Annotated in this window: 16 protein-coding genes and 1 pseudogene; 1 reads left to right on the top strand and 16 read right to left on the bottom strand. The window is 61.3% G+C overall.

Going from position 1 to position 17,627, the window contains the following annotated elements; all coding sequences use genetic code 11:
- Window positions 1-21 precede the first annotated feature (21 nt).
- The 15 genes and pseudogenes from NCR34_RS10935 to NCR34_RS10865 form a co-directional block, all read right to left on the bottom strand.
- Window positions 22-936 (bottom strand): Gfo/Idh/MocA family protein, encoded by a 915-nt coding sequence (locus tag NCR34_RS10935; protein ID WP_250499862.1) that lies wholly within the window; start codon window positions 934-936, stop codon window positions 22-24.
- Window positions 937-973: 37 nt separating this feature from the next.
- Window positions 974-1,978: an N-acetylneuraminate synthase gene (gene neuB, locus NCR34_RS10930; protein WP_250499861.1), complete on the bottom strand. Its 1,005-nt coding sequence runs from the start codon at window positions 1,976-1,978 to the stop codon at window positions 974-976.
- Window positions 1,979-1,983: 5 nt separating this feature from the next.
- Window positions 1,984-2,598, bottom strand: a complete 615-nt coding sequence (locus NCR34_RS10925) for an acetyltransferase (protein WP_250499860.1) — start codon at window positions 2,596-2,598, stop codon at window positions 1,984-1,986.
- Complete coding sequence (locus NCR34_RS10920) at window positions 2,595-3,755, bottom strand: LegC family aminotransferase (RefSeq protein ID WP_250499859.1); 1,161 nt, start codon at window positions 3,753-3,755, stop codon at window positions 2,595-2,597. Before NCR34_RS10920 ends, NCR34_RS10925 begins: the two co-directional genes overlap by 4 nt.
- 17 nt (window positions 3,756-3,772) lie before the next feature.
- Window positions 3,773-4,777, bottom strand: a complete 1,005-nt coding sequence (locus tag NCR34_RS10915) for an NAD-dependent 4,6-dehydratase LegB (protein WP_250499858.1) — start codon at window positions 4,775-4,777, stop codon at window positions 3,773-3,775.
- A gap of 30 nt (window positions 4,778-4,807) precedes the next feature.
- The gene (locus tag NCR34_RS10910; RefSeq protein WP_250499857.1) at window positions 4,808-6,100 is read right to left on the bottom strand and encodes an acyltransferase family protein; all 1,293 of its coding nucleotides are present in this window, start codon (window positions 6,098-6,100) and stop codon (window positions 4,808-4,810) included.
- Between the two features lie 160 nt (window positions 6,101-6,260).
- Complete coding sequence (locus NCR34_RS10905) at window positions 6,261-8,057, bottom strand: thiamine pyrophosphate-binding protein (protein ID WP_250499856.1); 1,797 nt, start codon at window positions 8,055-8,057, stop codon at window positions 6,261-6,263.
- A gap of 112 nt (window positions 8,058-8,169) precedes the next feature.
- On the bottom strand, window positions 8,170-9,249 hold the full coding sequence (locus NCR34_RS10900) for an NAD-dependent epimerase/dehydratase family protein (protein WP_250499855.1): 1,080 nt from the start codon (window positions 9,247-9,249) through the stop codon (window positions 8,170-8,172).
- Complete coding sequence (locus tag NCR34_RS10895; RefSeq protein ID WP_250499854.1) at window positions 9,246-10,199, bottom strand: glycosyltransferase family 2 protein; 954 nt, start codon at window positions 10,197-10,199, stop codon at window positions 9,246-9,248. The genes NCR34_RS10900 and NCR34_RS10895 overlap by 4 nt, the downstream gene beginning before the upstream one ends.
- A complete protein-coding gene (locus tag NCR34_RS10890; RefSeq protein WP_250499853.1) occupies window positions 10,196-10,573 on the bottom strand; it encodes a GtrA family protein in 378 nt (125 codons plus the stop codon). The genes NCR34_RS10895 and NCR34_RS10890 overlap by 4 nt, the downstream gene beginning before the upstream one ends.
- Before the next feature lie 94 nt (window positions 10,574-10,667).
- Entirely contained in the window at window positions 10,668-11,987 is a 1,320-nt protein-coding gene (rfbH, locus tag NCR34_RS10885) for a lipopolysaccharide biosynthesis protein RfbH (RefSeq protein ID WP_250499852.1), read from the bottom strand.
- A complete protein-coding gene (rfbG, locus tag NCR34_RS10880; RefSeq protein WP_250500030.1) occupies window positions 11,984-13,063 on the bottom strand; it encodes a CDP-glucose 4,6-dehydratase in 1,080 nt (359 codons plus the stop codon). Before rfbG ends, rfbH begins: the two co-directional genes overlap by 4 nt.
- Complete coding sequence (rfbF, locus tag NCR34_RS10875) at window positions 13,060-13,830, bottom strand: glucose-1-phosphate cytidylyltransferase (RefSeq protein ID WP_250499851.1); 771 nt, start codon at window positions 13,828-13,830, stop codon at window positions 13,060-13,062. Before rfbF ends, rfbG begins: the two co-directional genes overlap by 4 nt.
- Before the next feature lie 682 nt (window positions 13,831-14,512).
- Window positions 14,513-15,599 (bottom strand): annotated as a pseudogene (locus NCR34_RS10870) (glycosyltransferase family 9 protein); the annotation flags it as partial.
- A gap of 113 nt (window positions 15,600-15,712) precedes the next feature.
- Window positions 15,713-17,005, bottom strand: a complete 1,293-nt coding sequence (locus tag NCR34_RS10865) for an O-antigen ligase family protein (RefSeq protein ID WP_250499850.1) — start codon at window positions 17,003-17,005, stop codon at window positions 15,713-15,715.
- 111 nt (window positions 17,006-17,116) lie between these two features.
- Here NCR34_RS10865 and NCR34_RS10860 point away from each other — a divergent pair, with 111 nt between their 5' ends.
- Window positions 17,117-17,299 carry a glycosyltransferase gene (locus NCR34_RS10860; protein ID WP_250499849.1) on the top strand — a complete coding sequence of 61 codons (183 nt, stop codon included), beginning with the start codon at window positions 17,117-17,119 and terminating at the stop codon, window positions 17,297-17,299.
- Window positions 17,300-17,384: 85 nt separating this feature from the next.
- Here NCR34_RS10860 and NCR34_RS10855 read toward each other — a convergent pair.
- The coding region (locus tag NCR34_RS10855; protein WP_250499848.1) for a hypothetical protein at window positions 17,385-17,627 on the bottom strand (243 nt) is incomplete at its 5' end.

Genomic DNA, 17,627 nt, shown 5'->3' with positions numbered 1-17,627 from the left:
TAGCTTGTGTAGTTGTGAAGTTCAGAGAGTGATCCACACGCCCGACGCCGCCGCCTGTTCCGCCGCGTCGACCAGTCGCACGACGTCGATGCCCTGCGAGAGGGTGCACAGTGTCGAGGCGTCGTCGTGAACGAAGGCCTGCAATTGCGCGATGTACGTGTGGTCGCGTTCGACGGTGAGCTGTATCGTCTCCCCGTTGATATCGAGCGAGCCGCGCACGAGATCGAGCGCGGCGGTCAGCCCCGGCCCGTTAACGATGATCGAGCGATGCGGCATGCGATCGAGATAATTGATCGAGACCATGACGGAGGGGCATCTGTCATTGGCCGACAGCAGGGAGAACACATCGTCCGACTGAATCTCCAGGTCGCTGAAATGCCCGCCAATGGCCGTCACGCGCTGCACCGGTCCGCACAGCCACAGCGCGAGATCGAGTTCGTGCGACAGATCTCGTAGCACGCCGCCGCCTTCTTCTACACGCGCCGAATATGACTGGCGGTAATCGCTGGCAGGACGCCATTGCGGCAAATACTGGCCCGCTGTGAACGATGCCGAATACAGCGCCGTCCGGGCCGCAATGCGTTCGCGCAGAAGCTGCACGAGCGGATGAAAGCGCAGGTTGTACGCCACATACGCGCGCATGTTGCTGATTTCGGGCTGTTCGTCATGCCGGCTGTAGACCGGCTTTTCGATCAGCACGCCGCCGCTAAAACCAGCCGTCGCGAGTTCGCTCAGCGTGGCCGCGTGCTTTGCCGTCGGATTTGCAATGACGACACGATCGGGCGCGAAGTCCGCGATGGCATCCGCGACGCGCGCAAAGCGCCGATGCGGACAATCGGCATTGGCCGACACGCAGGCGACGTCCATCCCGAGCGACGCCGCAATGCGGCTGTGACGCGCGCCGATCGAGCCGTAGCCGATGACGAGAATATGCATGAAGACTCCTTGAAACCTCGACGCCGTGTGCGATGAATCAGACGGGATCGTCCTGCGCGTAGTCGCGGGCGGCGGGCTTGCCGATGATTTCGTCCCAGCGCGCAGGCGACGTGCCGTTGCCCGGCCGCCGCACCGCCAGGTTGTCCGCCGAGAACAGTTCGCCGCGCGCAATCGCTGTGGCCGCGACAATGCTCTTGCGCGCGATCAGCCGGTTCGGAATCTCCGACGTCGTGGGCCGCTTGCGGCCATCGCCGAGGGCGCGCGTGACGCGGTGGATCGACTCGATCATCGCCGTCAGTTCGCCGGGCTCCAGGCTCGCGCGATGATCGGGACCTTCCATGCTGCGGTCGAGCGTGAAGTGCTTTTCGATGACCTGCGCGCCCAGCGCCGCCGCCGCGACAGGAATGTCGATGCCCTGCGTATGATCCGAATAGCCGATGATCGCGCCGGGAAACGCCGCGCGAATGGTGTTCATCGCCAGCAGATTCACTTCGTCCGGCGGCGCGGGATATTCAGTCGTGCAATGCAGAAGCGTAATCTTGCCGATGGGCAGCCCGACGTCTTCCAGCGCAATCACGGCGTCCTCGATTTCACCGAGCGTCGCCATGCCCGACGACAGAATCACCGGCCTGCCAATGCGCCCGATCTCGCGAATGAACGGAATGTTGGTCAGATCCCCCGACGAAACCTTGAAGGTCTTCATACCGAGATCGGTCAAAAAATGCGCGGCATCGAGGTCGAACGGCGTAGACATGAATTCAATGTTCTTCTGCTCGCAATACTTCTTCAGTCCGCCGAAGGCTTCGCGCGGCAGTTCGAGACGCTTGAGCATGTCGAACTGCGAGTCGGCGTCGCCGGTCGTCGCCTTCTGATATTCGGCCTTCGGTGCGCGGCGCGTGACGAGCGACTCCGCGCGGAAAGTCTGAAACTTCACGTAGTCCGCGCCGGATGCGGCGGCGGCATCGATGAGCTGGTAAGCCAGATCCAGCGATCCGTTGTGATTGACGCCTGCTTCGGCGATCACCGTGCAAGATGTATTCATCGGGATTATTCTCGGAAATAGAGCGTGCCGTCGGCGACCGGCTTGCGCACGCCTGAACCCATCGCAATCAGACAGTTCGATCCGATCGTGACGCCTTCGCGGCACACCGCGCCGCTGCCGACCAGCGTGCCGTCGCCGACTGTAACCGCGCCGTTGAGCACCGCCGTGGTAGCGATGTGGCAGTGATTGCCGACGACCGCATCATGTTCGACGACCGCGCGCGTATTGACAATGTTGTTCACGCCGACGCGCGCCGCAGGGCCGATGTGCGCGTAATGCATGACCACGGTGCCCGCGCCAACCTGCGCGCTGCGTGCGACATGCGCGAGCGGCGACACGATCACCGGCAGTTCGAAGTTGGCTTCCGTCAGACGCGCAAACAGACGCTGCCGGATGGCGGGCGACCGAATCTGTCCGACGGTCACGACGGCGTAGCTGCAACGGCGGCGCAGTTCGGTGATATCGTCGTCATGGCCTACGACGGGGTAGCCGAGGACGTCGGTGGTGGCGCTTCCGGGCGCTTCGACAATGCCTGCAATCCGCCATTGCCCGTTGCTTTCGAGCATGTCGATAACGGACTTGCAGTGGCCGCCGCCGCCAAACAGCAGGAGGTCTCTCATTTCACGGGACGGCGCACCACGCCGCTTGGAATGTTGATGAGTCGGCCTGCCACTTGCAGCGTTTCGACGAGCGTGTCGCGCGGCGCGGACGAGAACATCGGCAACGTGTGCAGCGGTTCCCAGACCGGACGCGTCATCACACCGGCTTCGTTGGTCACTTCGAGGCATTCGTCGCGCTCGGTGCGATCGTTCAGCAGGATCGCGCACAGCCAGTAGTTCGATGTCGTGCCCGGACGTTCGGTGACGAACGGAATGCCGGCTTTCGTGAACGCATCGTTGTAGCGTTCTGCGAGGGCACGCTTGTAAGCGAGGAAGTCGTCGAGACGTTCCAGCTGCGCGCAGCCCAGCGCCGCATTCAAATTCGGCAGCCGGAAATTGAAGCCGATGGCGTCGTGTTCGAAGCGCCAGCGGTGCGGCACCTTTGCCGTCGTCGTCAGATGCTTGGCGCGTTTGGCAATCTCGGGGTCGTTGGTCATAATCGCGCCGCCGCCGCCCGTCGTCACGACTTTGTTACCGTTGAAACTGAGCGTGCCGAGTTGCCCGAAGGTCCCGCAATGACGCGAGCCTACGCGGCTGCCAAGCGCTTCCGCTGCATCTTCAATGACCGGAATGCCGTGCTTGTCGCACACCCCGACGATCTCTTCGATGCGCGCCGGCAGGCCGAACGAATGCATTGGCACGCAGGCGGCCACGCGCCGTCCGCTTGCGCGATGGACGCAGCCATTCGACGTCATGTCGCATTCGCCTTCGAGGAACGCTTGCAGCGCCGTGGGCGACAGGCCGAACGAATCGGCGTCGATATCGACGAACGCCGGCAGCGCGCCTGCATGCGCAATTGAGTTCGCCGTCGCGACGAAGCTCAGCGACTGTGTGATGACTAGATCGTCGCGATTGACGCCTGCGAGCAGCAGCGCCATGTGCAACGCCGTGGTGCCGTTGGTCGTCGCGATCACGTGCTTTGCGCCGGTGATGTCGCGCAGCATGGCCTCGAACTGATCGACGTATGCGCCGACCGACGAAACGAACGTGGATTCAATGGTCGCCTGCACGTAGGCGCTCTCGTTGCCTTCGAAGACCGGCGCGTGCAGTGGAAGGAATCCTTCGATACCATCGTACGCGTCGCGCACGGTCTGAACGATGCTGGATGCTCGGCTCATGTTGAGTTCCGCCGTGATCAAACGTTGTAACGGTCTGCCTTGTATGCCGACAGGTTCGACGGGTCCGTGAACCATTCGACGGTCTTCGCCAGGCCCTTGCGGAAGCCCTCGACGCCGCCGAATTCGGGCTGCCAGCCCGTCAGTTCGCGCAGACGGCGATTGTCGGCAAGCAGGCGTTCCACTTCGCTCTTCTCGGGACGCAGACGCTGCTGATCCGTTTCGATGGTGACTTCCGCGCCCATGGTTTCCGCGATCATGCGCACGGTGTCGCCGATGCTCACTTCGAAGCCGCTGCCTGCGTTGAGCACGGTGCCGAGCGCGGCATCGCTTTTCATGACGGCTTCGAAGGCGCGGACCGTGTCGGTGACGAAGTTGAAGTCGCGCGTCGGATGAATGGCGCCGAGCTTCAAATCGCGCTGGCCGGTGGCGATCTGTGTGATGATGCTTGGAATCACCGCGCGCGCCGACTGACGCGGACCGTACGTATTGAACGGACGCAGCACGGCGACCGGCGTTTCGAACGACATATGGAACGACAGCGCGATCTGATCCGCGCCGATCTTCGACGCCGAATACGGCGACTGTCCCTGCAACGGATGCTCTTCGCTGATCGGCACTGTGCGCGCCGTGCCGTAGACCTCGCTGGTCGATGTGTGCACCACGCGCACGCCCAGATCGCGCGCGGCCTGCACGATATTCAGCGTGCCCTTGATGTTGGTGTCGACGTACGTATCGGGCGAATGATACGAGTAGGGGATAGCGATCAGCGCGGCCAGATGGAGGACGGTGTCGCAGTCTTGCATGGCCTTGCGCACGCCGTGCGGGTCGCGAACGTCGCCGGCGAACACATCGAGCGATGCCTTGATGTCAGCCGGCGCGCGATCGAGCCAGCCCCACGAATTGAACGAGTTGTACAGGACGAAAGCGCGGACGTCGTAGCCGGCACCCACCAGATATTCGGTGAGATGCGAACCGATGAAACCATCCGCTCCGGTAATTAGAATGCGTTTATTGACAGACATTGTGAGCTTTCCTCTATGTTGCAGCGATGCTTACTTTACCTTGCCTGCGGCGCCCGATGGCGACGGCGAATCAGCGACCCGTGGGTCCGCCGCTTGCGGCGCGGCCGGGGCCATGCCGTTACGGTAGAAAGTCATGATCCGGCGGCGCGCGGGCATTTCGATGATCCGCCACGATAGCCACGAAAGTACGAAGACGAGCGCCAGAAACGCGATCGAATGCCAGACCATCTGCGGCCATTGCGCGGCGAGACTGCCGGTCGGATGGATCATGAAAAACGGCCACAAATTGCCGTGCAGCAAATAGACCGAATAGCTAATCTCGCCGATGAACAAGGCCGGGGCGATGCGCGAGAGCCGTCCAAGCCAACGCCGGCTGCGGCAGATCGCGTAGATGGCGAGCGGCACGGCGACCGCGTAGCCGATGTAGAGGCGATAGTCATCGAACAGTCTGATGGGCCGCCAGGCGACGCCATCGCAGAATGATGCCGCGATATACAGCAAGCCGATCGCTCCCGCGATGCGCGCCATGCGCCGCTCGCACACCGATTCTTCGGCAGGGCCGCGCGCCATCCATATTTCCGCGAGGCCGAGGCCGGCGAGGAACTCGAAGAAGCGCCCGTACGGCGCGTAATAGATCAGCCAGTGCGAAGGATCGACGCCGTGTGCGGCGCCCAGCAGCCGCGACATCGCATGCGACAGCGCATCGATTTCCGCAATGCGGGTGTAGGCGGCGCGGGCGAGCATCGCGAAGACGCATATCATCAGGCCGCGACGGACCGTATGGCGCTGGAAGCCACCGTACAGCACGAACGGCACGAACAGCAGATACAGAAACAGCTCCGCGCTGATCGACCACGCGTTGTTGCCGAGTTCCTGCGCGATCGTCAGATTGAAGCCGTTGAAGGTCGAATAGAACCACGACTGCATGCCGGCCAAATTGACCGGCAACGCAGCGGTATAGGCGCTCGCCGACAATGAGTTGCCGCGCATGGCGGCGCGACCCATGTTGATCAGATAGTTGCCGAGCACGAACGGCAGATATAGCGGATAGAGCCGCGCGAAACGGGCAAACAGAAACGCAATCACGCCGCGCGCGCGATGCGCAACCAGCCGGTCAGCATAGTTGTAGTGAATGACAAATCCGCTTAGCACGAAAAAAGTCGTCATGCCGATCACGCCGGCCTTCTCTAGCGGCGGCGCGACGACGGTTCCGCGCAGCGGCAGCATCAGCAGACCCATGTGATGAATCACGAGCAGCAGCGCGGCGATACCGCGCAGGCTGGTCAGTGCTTCGATTGAAGGGCGGTTGCTGGTGAACGACATCTGTTACGGGACGATATGAGCGTTGCAGAAGGGGCTTTGAAACAACTACGGCGGGCTTCGTTTCCACGAAGCGCCGCCGTCCGGTCAGCGGTTAAACCGGCCGCAGGCATCTGCGGACCTTCGCAAGCCGTCCTCACTTCGAGGCCGGCCCGCACTGGATTCACTCGTCGTTGTCGAACATGGTCATGTTGCGTTCCAGTTCGTCACGCGGCAGGAGCGGGTCCATGTCTTCCATCGGGCGCGACGCGATCGTGCCGTCGGGCTTGCGGAACGAGCTTGCACGGAAGCGCTGCTGCTCCTGCGAAACGAGCATCTCAACAATCCACGGTTCCTTGTCCGCGAACACCGTCGCAATCTTTTCCTGCAACTGCTCGTTCTTCTCGATCAGCATGTACTTCAAGCCGAAAGCTTCCGCGAGCTTCTTAAAGTCCGGATTGCCCACGCCCGAGCGCGTGTCCGTGCCGACGTGACGGCCGTCGAAGAAGCGGTTTTGCGTATTGCGAATAGACTGGTAGCCGTCGTTGTTGCTGATGAACAGCTTCGCGTTCAGTTTGTTCTGCGCCAGGAACATGAGTTCCTGAATGTTGAACAGCACGCTGCCGTCGCCCGTGACGAGCACGCCGCGACGCGTCTGCTCATCTGCCACGCACGCGCCGACGAGCGCCGGCAGGTCCCAGCCCATTGCGCCCATGCAGGCGCTCGTGAATGCGACCTGACCGTCCTTCACGCGATGGTTCTGATAAGCGATGATGCAGCCGTCGAGCGAGTTGCCGCTCACGACGACGTCGGTGTCATCGAGCTGACGCGACAATTCGTCGTAAGCCGCGTAGATATCGACGTGATTCTTCTGCAGATGCTCGGGCGCGGGCATCGGCGGATAGTCGCGCTTCCAGTTCGCGCAGGCTTCGAGCCAGCGTTGCGTCGGCTGATAGGTCTGCTTCTCGAAGCGCGCGAGCAACGCTTCCATGAATTCCTTCACGTCCGCCAGAACCGGATGCTCGATCGTAATGTTCTTCTTTTCCAGATCGCCCGCGTCGATATTGACTAGCACCTTCTGCGCCTTCGGTGCGAACTTGTCGCTGAAGCCGATGGCCGAGATGGACAGGCTCGTGCCGAGCGCCAGCACCAGATCCGAGTTTTGCAGCGCGAAGTTCGCGCGGCGCTGACCGCCCGGCCCGATGCGGCCCTGAAACAGCGGATTGTCTTCCGACAGGAGGTCCATACCGCTGATGGTTGAGAGCGCCGGAATCTGCAACTTCGCCACCAGCTCGCGGAACACTTTGCGGCCATGACCCAGCACGATACCGTTGCCGCCGATGATTACCGGACGCTTCGACGCCAGCAGCAACTGAGCGATCTTGTCAACGACGGCGGAATCGAGATCCGGCGTGCCCTTGCCATCGGGGACGAACGTGCGCTGCTTTTCCGGCTCGATCATCGCCGACTGGATGTCCAGCGGCAGGTTCAGCCATACCGGACCCGGACGGCCTGCTGTCGCGAGATACAGGCACTTCTCGAGTTCGTAGCGCACGTCTTCCGGGTTCATCACGGTGACAGTGTGCTTCGTGACCGGCTCGGTCATCGGCGTAATGTTGATTTCCTGCGGGCCGACCTGACGCTGGTAGCTGTAGTCCGCCATGATTCCGGTCCGCACCTGGCCCGAGATCACTAGCACCGGGATCGAGTCCACGAACGCGCCGGCGACGCCGCTGAGCGCATTCGTGCTGCCGGGGCCGGTCGTCACGAGACAAACGCCGAGGTTTTCCGTGACGCGCGCGTAGCCTTCTGCGGCGATCGCGCAGGCCTGCTCGTGATAGTTACACCAGTAGCGCAGCTTGTCCGAGCGGCCGAGAGCGTCGCACAAATACATGATGCCGCCGCCCGACACCATGAAGACGTCCTTCACGCCAGCTTCCGCTACTCGCTGGAACACATAGTCTGAAACGCTGATTGCCATTCGCTCTGCCTGAAAAATGTAGGTGATCTCGCTCCGTTCCCCGGAGCATTCTTGCCGCTTTGTTTCGACTTTCGGCCGGACCGAAGTTTTGCGTCGAGTGTCGCGCGCTGCGTCACACCTTGTGTGCGATGCGTTCCCGGTTCCACTCCATCGTGCGCCGGATCGCTTCTTCGAGCGGGACCGACACCTTCAGCTTCAATTCAGACTCGGTGCGCACGAGCGACGGCAAATAAGCCGACGGTTTCGCGCCCGGCACCGGCGTGCCCTTGATGAGCACGTCGTCCGCCGCTCCGCCGATTCGCGCGGTCAGTCGCGCCAGTTCGCCGATCGAGACGATTTCGTTGCCGCCCACGTTATAAGGTACACCCGTGCGGCCGCGCACCAGAATCCGCATGAGCCATACGACCAGATCCGCCGCGTACAGATACGAGCGCAACGGCGTGCCGTCGCCATCCACGGTAACCGTGCGGCCCATCAGCGCGTCGCGCATGAAGTTGCCGATCGCGTAATTGCTATCGAGAGCAAGGTACGGGCCGACGAACGCGAAGCATCGCGCGATCAGCGCGCGATAGCCGTGCGATCGCGCGGCCACCGAGGTCATCACTTCCATCATGCGCTTGGCCTCGCCGTAGACCGTGCGCTCAGAGGCGTAGTCGGCGACGCCCGCCGGTCCTTCCACGCACAGGTTATCGACGACGGAATCCATCGGCGAATACACAGCGCCCGAGGTCGTGACGAGCACGGCTTCCGTGCAATGCTGCGCCGCCATGTCTAACAGACGACGCGTCCCGTCGATGGCCGCATGCAGGTGGCGCTGCGCCCAGTCGGACGACTGTTCGACGTTCGTTTCAGACGCCAAATGCAGGATATGCGTGACCGTTTCGGCAGGCGGCTCGAAAGTCGTCAGGCTGCCCGCGAGGAAGCTCAGGCCGTCGCGTTCGCGCAGATGCGGGGCGCGCTTCTCCAAAAACGCCTCCGGCGAGCGGCTCAGCACCGTCATGCGCAGTTTCAGGCCGCGCGTCTCTCTCGCCCACAGCAGGCATTCGAGCAGCCAGATGCCAAAGAATCCGGTGCCGCCAGTGATGAACATATGCGCATCGTTCAACTGGCGCAGATCGTCTTCGAGCAGCGACGCCGCCAGTTCCAGGTCGGTCTCAAACAGCGTGTAGCCCTGCGGAGTGGTAGGCGTCATACGCTGTTCTCGTCGAAGTTGATACGTTCGCGTTCGACGACCATCGGCCGTTTCACCGTATGCGTCACGAGCAGGCCGACGTATTCGCCGAGCAGGCCGAGCAGTAAGAACAGCATGCCCATGAAGAAGAACAGGCCGATCGCGAGCGGCGCGATTCCCATCTGAAACTCATCCCACGCAAGCAGCTTGCGCACGAAGTAGTAGATGCCGATGAGAAAGCTCAGCGCGCTCATGGTGATGCCGATCATCGTCGCGAGACGCAGCGGCGCCTTCGAGTGATTGACAATGCCAAGCAGCGCGCTGTCCAGATAGACGAGGAACGTGCCCTTCGAGATGCCGCGCTTGCGGACCGGCTTGTCGAACGGCACTTCGGCGCGCGCGTAACCGATCTCGCAGATCAGGCCGCGGAAATACGGATACGGGTCCTGGATCTGCCGGAGGATGTTCATCACGGCCTTGTCGTACAGACCAAAGCCGGTGAAATTGCGCACCTGATCGACATCGGAGATGCGCGTGATGAGCTTGTAGTAAGCCTTGCGCATCAGCGGCATCAGACCGCGTTCTTCATGCTTGCGGCGCACGCCGATGGCGATCTTGAAACCTTCTTCCCACTTGCGCACGAAGTCGAGAATGAGTTCGGGCGGGTCTTCGAGATCGGACGCCATGCCGATCACCGCATCGCCCTGAGCGAGGAGCAGAGCGTGATACGGCGAGCGGATATGCCCGAAGTTGCGCACGTTGACGATCGCGCGCAGGCGCTTGTCATATGCCGCGATTTCCCGGATGACCTCTACCGTGCCGTCGGTTGATGCGTTGTCGATCAGCAGAATCTCGTAGTCGTACTCCGGCAATTGGGCCATGACAGCCGTGATGCGCTGATGAAGTTCGGCGATGTTGTCGCGCTCGTTGAAACATCCCGCAACGATGCTAATCAGTTTTTTGTCGCTCATCCACGCTGTAATTTCTTGAAGGTGAATCGATCATGTCCGGCATAGGAAATGGCCACGCTAATGACCATGAGTAACGCCTGCGCCAGCCAGAAGGGAATGCCGAGCACGTTTACCAACAGCCACAGTCCGGCAATGCCAATGATCGCGCTCGTGCCGTACACGACATAGCAGCGCATGTATTCGCGCATCCAGTGTTCGGGCGATCTGAACACGAAAAGCTTGTAAGTGGTGAATGATTCGGTGATGCAGACGACGTTGGCAATCAGGCCGATCACCACGATGTGGAGATGCGGCCGCAGCAGATAGTAAAGCCCGACTGTGGCGATATACCCGAACGCGGTGTTGAAACCGCCGATGAAGAGATAGCGCAACATCTTGTTACGCGTCTCGCGATCGCACTTCAGAGCGGTTCTTAGCTTGCTCAGCATATTGTCAATGGCGTCTACTGGTCGATTGAGTTTCTCGATCTCAGAAGTTCACGCCGAGGAACGTTTCGATCTTCTCGGCGATATATTCAAGCTGCGGCTCCTTCAGGCCCGGGAACGTGCCAACCCAAAACGTATCGTTCATGATGATATCGGTGTTCGTTAGCTCGCCCGACACGCGATACTCGCGACCGATCATGTACGGCTGGCGCGTCAGGTTGCCGGCGAAGAGAAGGCGCGTGCCGATCTTGTTCTGATCGAGATAAGTCAGCATGTCTACCCGGCGCAGGCCGGCTTCGGGCTTGAGTGTGATTGGGAAACCGAACCACGATGGGTCCGAACTCGGTGTGGCTTCCGGCAGGATCAGGAGCTCGGCGCAGCTAGCGAGACGGTTCTTCAGATACGCAAAGTTGCGGCGGCGCGCCTCGACAAATTCGGCTGCGCGGTCCAGCTGCGCGAGACCGCAGGCGGCTTGCATGTCGGTAATCTTAAGGTTGTAGCCGAGGTGCGAGTACGTGTACTTGTGGTCGTAGCCTTCTGGCAGGTTGCCGAGCTTCCAGCAGAAACGTTTGCCGCAGGTGTTGTCTTTTCCCGGCGGGCAGTAGCAGTCACGTCCCCAGTCACGGAACGATTCAGCGATCAGACGCAGGTCCGGGTCGTTCGTGAAGACAGCGCCGCCTTCGCCCATTGTAATGTGGTGAGCGGGGTAGAAGCTCAGCGTGCCGATGTCGCCGAACGTCCCGACCATGCGGCCGTCGTAGGTCGAGCCGAGCGCGTCGCAGCAGTCTTCCACGAGCCACAGGTTGTGCTTCTTGCACAGTGCCGTTATTACTTCGAGGTTGTACGGGTTGCCGAGCGTGTGCGCCAGCATGATCGCTTTAGTCTTCGTGCTGATCGCTGCTTCGATCTTCGATGCATCGATGTTATACGTGCCGAGTTCGACATCGACGAACACCGGAATTGCGCCAAACTGGATGATCGGGTTGACCGTGGTTGGGAAGCCTGCGGCCACGCCGATCACTTCGTCGCCTTTCTTGATCGCGCGGTCGCCGAGCTTTGGTGAAGTCAAAGTCGAGAATGCGACGAGGTTCGCCGACGAGCCGGAGTTGACCGTGATCAGATGCTTCACGCCGATAAACTTCGCCAGGCGTTGCTCGAATTGCTCGTTGAAACGGCCAGTCGTGAGCCAGCCGTCGAGCGAGGCTTCGACCATCAGTTCGAGTTCGCGCGAACCGATCACTTTGCCCGAAGGCGGAACGGTGGTGACGCCGGGTTCGAAGTCCGGCGCTTTTGTTGAGAGAGCACCGTACTGACCGACCAGCTGGATGATTTGCTCGCGGAGCTGCTCTTTACTCTGATTCATTTCGCTTGATAAGTCTCGATTTGTGAAAGGGACAACGCGCGCATGTCGGCGTCTTTTCTATAGGCTTTATGCCAGTCGACGACAAAGTCGATGGCTTGCGACAGCGTGAGTCGCGGCGACCAACCCAGCAGGCTCTTCGCTTTCGAACAATCCAGCTTCAGATAAGTCGCTTCGTGCGGCTGCTGCGAGGGATCGCGACGCCAAGCGGCACCGTCGCCCCATTGGGCGACAAGATGCTCGACAATCCACTGGACCGCCTGAGTATCCGTGTCGTGCGGACCGAAGTTCCAGCCGCCGCAGAATTTCGCACCTTCTTCGTGCAGACGTTGCGCCAGCAGCAGATAGCCGCTCAGCGGTTCCAGGACATGCTGCCACGGGCGGATTGCGTGCGGATTGCGAATCTCGACGGGAACACTCGCGTTGATCGCGCGCATCATGTCGGGGATCAGGCGGTCCTCCGCCCAGTCGCCACCGCCGATGACATTGCCCGCGCGTCCACTCGCCAGCGCGACGCGATGTTGGGCGAACTTCTCGGGGTGAAAATACGAGTTGCGGAATGCATCCGTTACGAGTTCGGCGCAGCCCTTACTGTTGCTGTACGGGTCAAAGCCTCCCATTGGCTCCGTCTCGCGATAGCCCCAGACCCACTCGCGGTTCTCGTAGCACTTGTCGCTCGTCACGTTGACGACCGCGCGCACCGAGGGCGCGCGCCGCACCGCTTCAAGCAAGTGGACCGTGCCCATCACGTTGGTCGAATACGTCTCGACCGGCTGGCGATATGACAGTCGCACCAACGGTTGCGCCGCCAGATGTAGTACGATTTCAGGCTCATGCTCAGCGAGCGAGCGCGACAGATGATCTAAATCGCGCACATCGCCGATGATCGACGTCATGCCTTCCGCGACGCGCGCCGCTTCGAACATGGCCGGTTTTGTAGGTGAGGGCAGTGCGTAGCCCATGACCGTCGCGCCCATTTGCTGCAGCCACAGGCAAAGCCAGCTACCCTTGAAGCCAGTATGTCCGGTGACGAAAACGCGCTTGCCGCGCCAGAAAGACTGATCGATACCCACGCTCATGCCCACACTTTCCACGGCGCCTCGCCCGACTTCCACAGATCTTCGAGATGATTTTTGTCGCGCAGCGTGTCCATCGGCTGCCAAAATCCATGGTGTTGCCACGCCTGCATCTGCCCTTCGCGCGCGAGACGCTCCATGGGCTGACCTTCCCAGACGGTTTCATCTGAATCAATATAGTCGATGACCTTCGGCGACAACACGAAGAAGCCGCCGTTGATCCACGCACCGTCGCCGACCGGCTTCTCCTTGAAGCTGCGCACGAGACCTTCCCGCATGTCGAGCGCGCCGAAACGTCCGGGCGGTTGCGTTGCAGTAAGCGTAGCGAGCTTGCCGCCATTGCGGTGATGCTGTATCAGCTTCGTGATATCGACATTCCCCACGCCGTCACCGTAGGTGAAGCAGAAGTCTTCGTCGCCTAGATAAGATTTGACACGTTTTAGTCGGCCGCCAGTCTGAGTATGCTCGCCCGTGTCCACTAGAGTCACGCGCCACGACTCCGCGTTGTTCTGATGGACCTGCATCTTGTTGTCGCTCATGTCGAACGTCACGTCCGACATATGTAAGAAATAGTTCGCGAAGTACTCTTTGATGACGTACCCTTTGTAGCCGCAGCACACGATGAAATCGTTAACGCCGTGCGCCGAGTAGATCTTCATGATGTGCCAGAGAATCGGCCGACCGCCGATTTCGATCATCGGCTTGGGTTTCAAGTATGTTTCCTCTGAAATTCGGGTGCCGAGGCCACCCGCAAGCAGTACGGCTTTCATTTTGCTCTCATCCTGTTGCTTGTCTCAATATCGGCGCCAGGCGGCACGCTTTCACCAAAAACTGGTACGAAGACCGCGTCCACCTCAGAATTGACGACGACAAGCGATCGCATCAGAGAAAACGGCTCGCTAAGCAGTTAGCAACTATTCCCTAACACCCGACAGCGGAGTCGGGTGTTACCTCACGGGACCGACCATCTGGTTGATCCCGAGCTTGCAAGACGACAACGGCGAAGGTTCACAAGGGATTATACACAGGACACTTTGTCGGCAAGCGGGGTAGAGGCTTCAACGTTGCAGCAAACCATGTTCTGAGCGTCAACAAGCTACTAGCTGTATTCGGCCGGTTGACCGCGCGATACGGATTCTCAGCGGTGCGATAAACAGCAGAAGCACATTCTTGCTCGGGGGCAGACGCGGCTTCAGGCTTAAGTTACGCGCGGTTGGCGACGCAAAGCCAGAGGAACCGCCCCCAATACCAGTGACAGGGGGTGCAGCGGCAGGGAGATCTGCGTAACGAACCTGCGGCCAGGTGTCGCCGCGGTCAGGCTGTCCTGCACGGAGAAACCATAGATATGGACGCCGTATGAAAAGTCGCCAACCGGCCGTACTGGCGAAGACGGTGGTCGACAACGGTACACTGGTCGGCGTGGACGAATCATGGTGCGGTGCCGCGATGCCGCAACTCTGCGGCGGCGCCTACGACCCGCGATACCGGCAGCGCTGTCAAGCAATCACTCGTACTTTCGATGTGGCGCTCATACCCCTCGTGCCCGCATGGCACGCAGTCGCCGTCGCCCTGCAGGAGATACACGTTGCCGCGACGTCCTGAGCCGTGCAACGGCCACGGCACCTCGCTAGCCGGCCAGTGCTGCGGCCACGGGCCCCAGCGCACAGGATGATCAGACGGCCCGAAGAGCGCAAGCGTCGGTGTCCCGCATGCGGCAGCCACGTGGGTCGCGCCCGTATCCGGACCGACAAAAAGCTTCGCTTCGCGGATCAGATCGGCCGTCTCGCCGAGGCTCAGTTCCCCGACGAAGTTCACCAGCGGCTCGCCCGCCGCCGCTATCACCTCATGAGCATAGGCGCGCTCGGCTTCGCCTGGGCCGCCCGTCAGCGCTACCAAATAGCCTTGCGAGCGCAGCCAGCGGACCAGGTCGGCGCAGCCGTCGACGCGCCACTGTTTGTAGCGGTAACGCGGCGAAGGATGCACGACAGCGAGCGGCTGCCCGTCCCGCGCTGCAGGCGGCGCAGTCAGGCGCGCGCGCACAATTTCGCGGCGCCGCGGATCAATGCCCGACGGCGCCACCAACTCAGGCATCGGGGCGACGCCAAGGAGCGTCGCGAGCGACAGGCCACCGCGACGGTGTGAGTGGATCGCCCGGCGGTCGGGCACAATCCCATGCAACATCATTCGTGCGAGCGCTTGATTCGCTGTGAATCGACGAGCCCGATCCGCTTGCGGCCCGCGATCCATGCATAAGTTCGTGCGCGGTGGGAACTGATCGCCGCGCACGACAGGTCATACCGACGCCACAACCGAAGCATAGCGAGCCACTCGCTAAACGTGGCGCGCCGCTCGACTGCGATTACGTTCCTGATGTCGTGATTTCCTTCAAGCACGCTTTCGGTGCCACGAAAGACGACCATGCCGATCTGAACATCTGGCCATTGCCGCTTGAACGAACGAGCGGCGTCGCAAGAAGGACGTCGCCGATACGTTGGGTACACGCGATGAGAATGGTCCGCGAGGGACGGGTGAAAGACAGCGAGGATTTCACGGTGGTCCGCACAGGTCGCACAGATGTCGGCACAGAGATTGAAATCGATTCTAGCGCAATGCCCGCCAGAAGGCCGACGTCTGCCCCGCGCGCTGAAGCACTCAGCGGCCGGCCGCCACGAGCTCCTTTCCGCGCGCCTCGATCCACGCGAGCAACGTGACCGACGTGAGCCCGAAAAAGGCAGCGTTCATTACGAGTGTCAGCACGTCTATCGTGAGCCCGTAGAGAATTGTCGAGCCAACGAGCGACAGCCCGAGATAGGCGGCGGCGACGGTTTCCGGATCAGCGCTGCGACGCGCACGCCAGAAGGTGGCGAAGGTCGCGCCATATAAGGTCAGCAGCGCAGCAACGCCGAGACTGCCCATCTCAGCGAGGACCGAGAAGAACTCGCTATGCGCGCGCCCATTGACGACAAACCTCGGAACCTCGCCACGCGCGGCGAGCGTTCCGAGAGCGTGTTCGAGACTGCCCCTCCCGACGCCTAGAACGGGATGCGCGGAGTACAGTCGCACCGACGCGCGCCACAGGTCCAGCCGAGCGCCCGTCGACGTCTTGCTGTTACCTTCGCTCATCTCCTGCAGATCCGCGCTAATTGCAGCGAGCCGCGTTCGAACTCCATGCGTCGACGTCGCCGCAATCGCGCAGCCAACCAGCACCGCGGCGAGTACGAAGCGCGCTCGCCGGTCCGCGAGCCAGTGCTCTCCGGCAATGGCGAACCAGAGCAACAGCGGGAGTGCAATCCAGCCGCCTCGTGATCCAGAAAGATAGGATGCGTACATGCCGCCGATGAGGGCGATGAGCTTGATCGCGACTTCCGCAAGTTGCACGGGGGTCTCGGTACGTCGAATCGACGTAATTGAGAGAAACGCCAACAAAAGTGCAGTGTCGCCGAACGGAATCGGATTCGTGAAGGAATTCCCGAGACGCCCCGGCCCATACCAGACCTCCGGGTGGAACGTCGCGTAGATGGCCCATGCGCCCGTCGCGAGCGCGCCGGCGACGAACCCCCATTGCACTAGCCGTAGTTGGCGCGACGGCAAGGACGCAAGAAAAAAGAAGCACGGAATCGAAAGCGCGAGGCGCAGCAACGGATCGAGGTCGGGAAACTTGCCTGTACGCGTGACGAGAATCTGGAACAGCACCAGACACGGCAGCCCAAGCAGCGACATCAGGAACCAGCGATGAGCCCGCCACAGGCGCGCCGCTTCGCGACGATTTCCCTGACACCGCAGATGGATGAGCGACAGCGTGAGCACCATAAAGAAGCAGTACCCGGTCCCTCCTTTGATCGACAGCATCAAGGCCGGCGATAACACAATCGCCGCAGTCCCAACGATGTTCAGTAGCGACTTAGTAAGGGTCAAGATTGTTGAAGGAACCAGATGGATTGGCACGGCGCGTAGGTCACGAAACACCGCCGCCGAAACTCAGCTTTTGCGGCTAGGCATGATTATATCGAGAGCTGCTGAGCTGACGACGAATCGCCGAACCTATGCCCAACTTTGATGACTGATGATCTACCGGATTCCGCCCCCTCCGATCGACGCCTGCTTGTTTCGGTGCTGCTCGTCGCCCACCGTCAGAAGGATCTGATCGCGGATGCGCTTGAAAGCGTGCTTGCCCAGGATTATTCGTCCCTCGAGATCATTGCGTCGGACAATTGCTCCCCGGCCGATCCGTCGACGTGATGGCTGACGTCGTGCGCCGCTATGCTGGTCCGCACCGGGTCACCTCAACCGCAACGAAAAGAACGAGGGTATCAGCGCTCATCTGTCAAAACTGGCCGCAATGAGCCACGGAGAGTTGCTCGTCGTCGCCGGCGACGACGTATCTAAACCGCAACGATGCACGCGGCTCGTCGAGTTTCGGCTTGCGCGTGATTGCTAGCCCGACCTGATCGCGAGCGCCCTCATCGAACACGACGCGCAAGGCACCACGCACGCGCGTATCGCCGGCGGCGGGGGGGGGGGGGGGGTGGGGGGGGGGGGGGGGGGGGGGGGGGGGGGGGGGGGGGGG

The organism is Caballeronia sp. GAWG1-5s-s, from assembly GCF_023631445.1.
Classification (GTDB): Bacteria; Pseudomonadota; Gammaproteobacteria; order Burkholderiales; family Burkholderiaceae; genus Caballeronia.
This window is presented reverse-complemented; position numbering and strand designations above follow the sequence as displayed.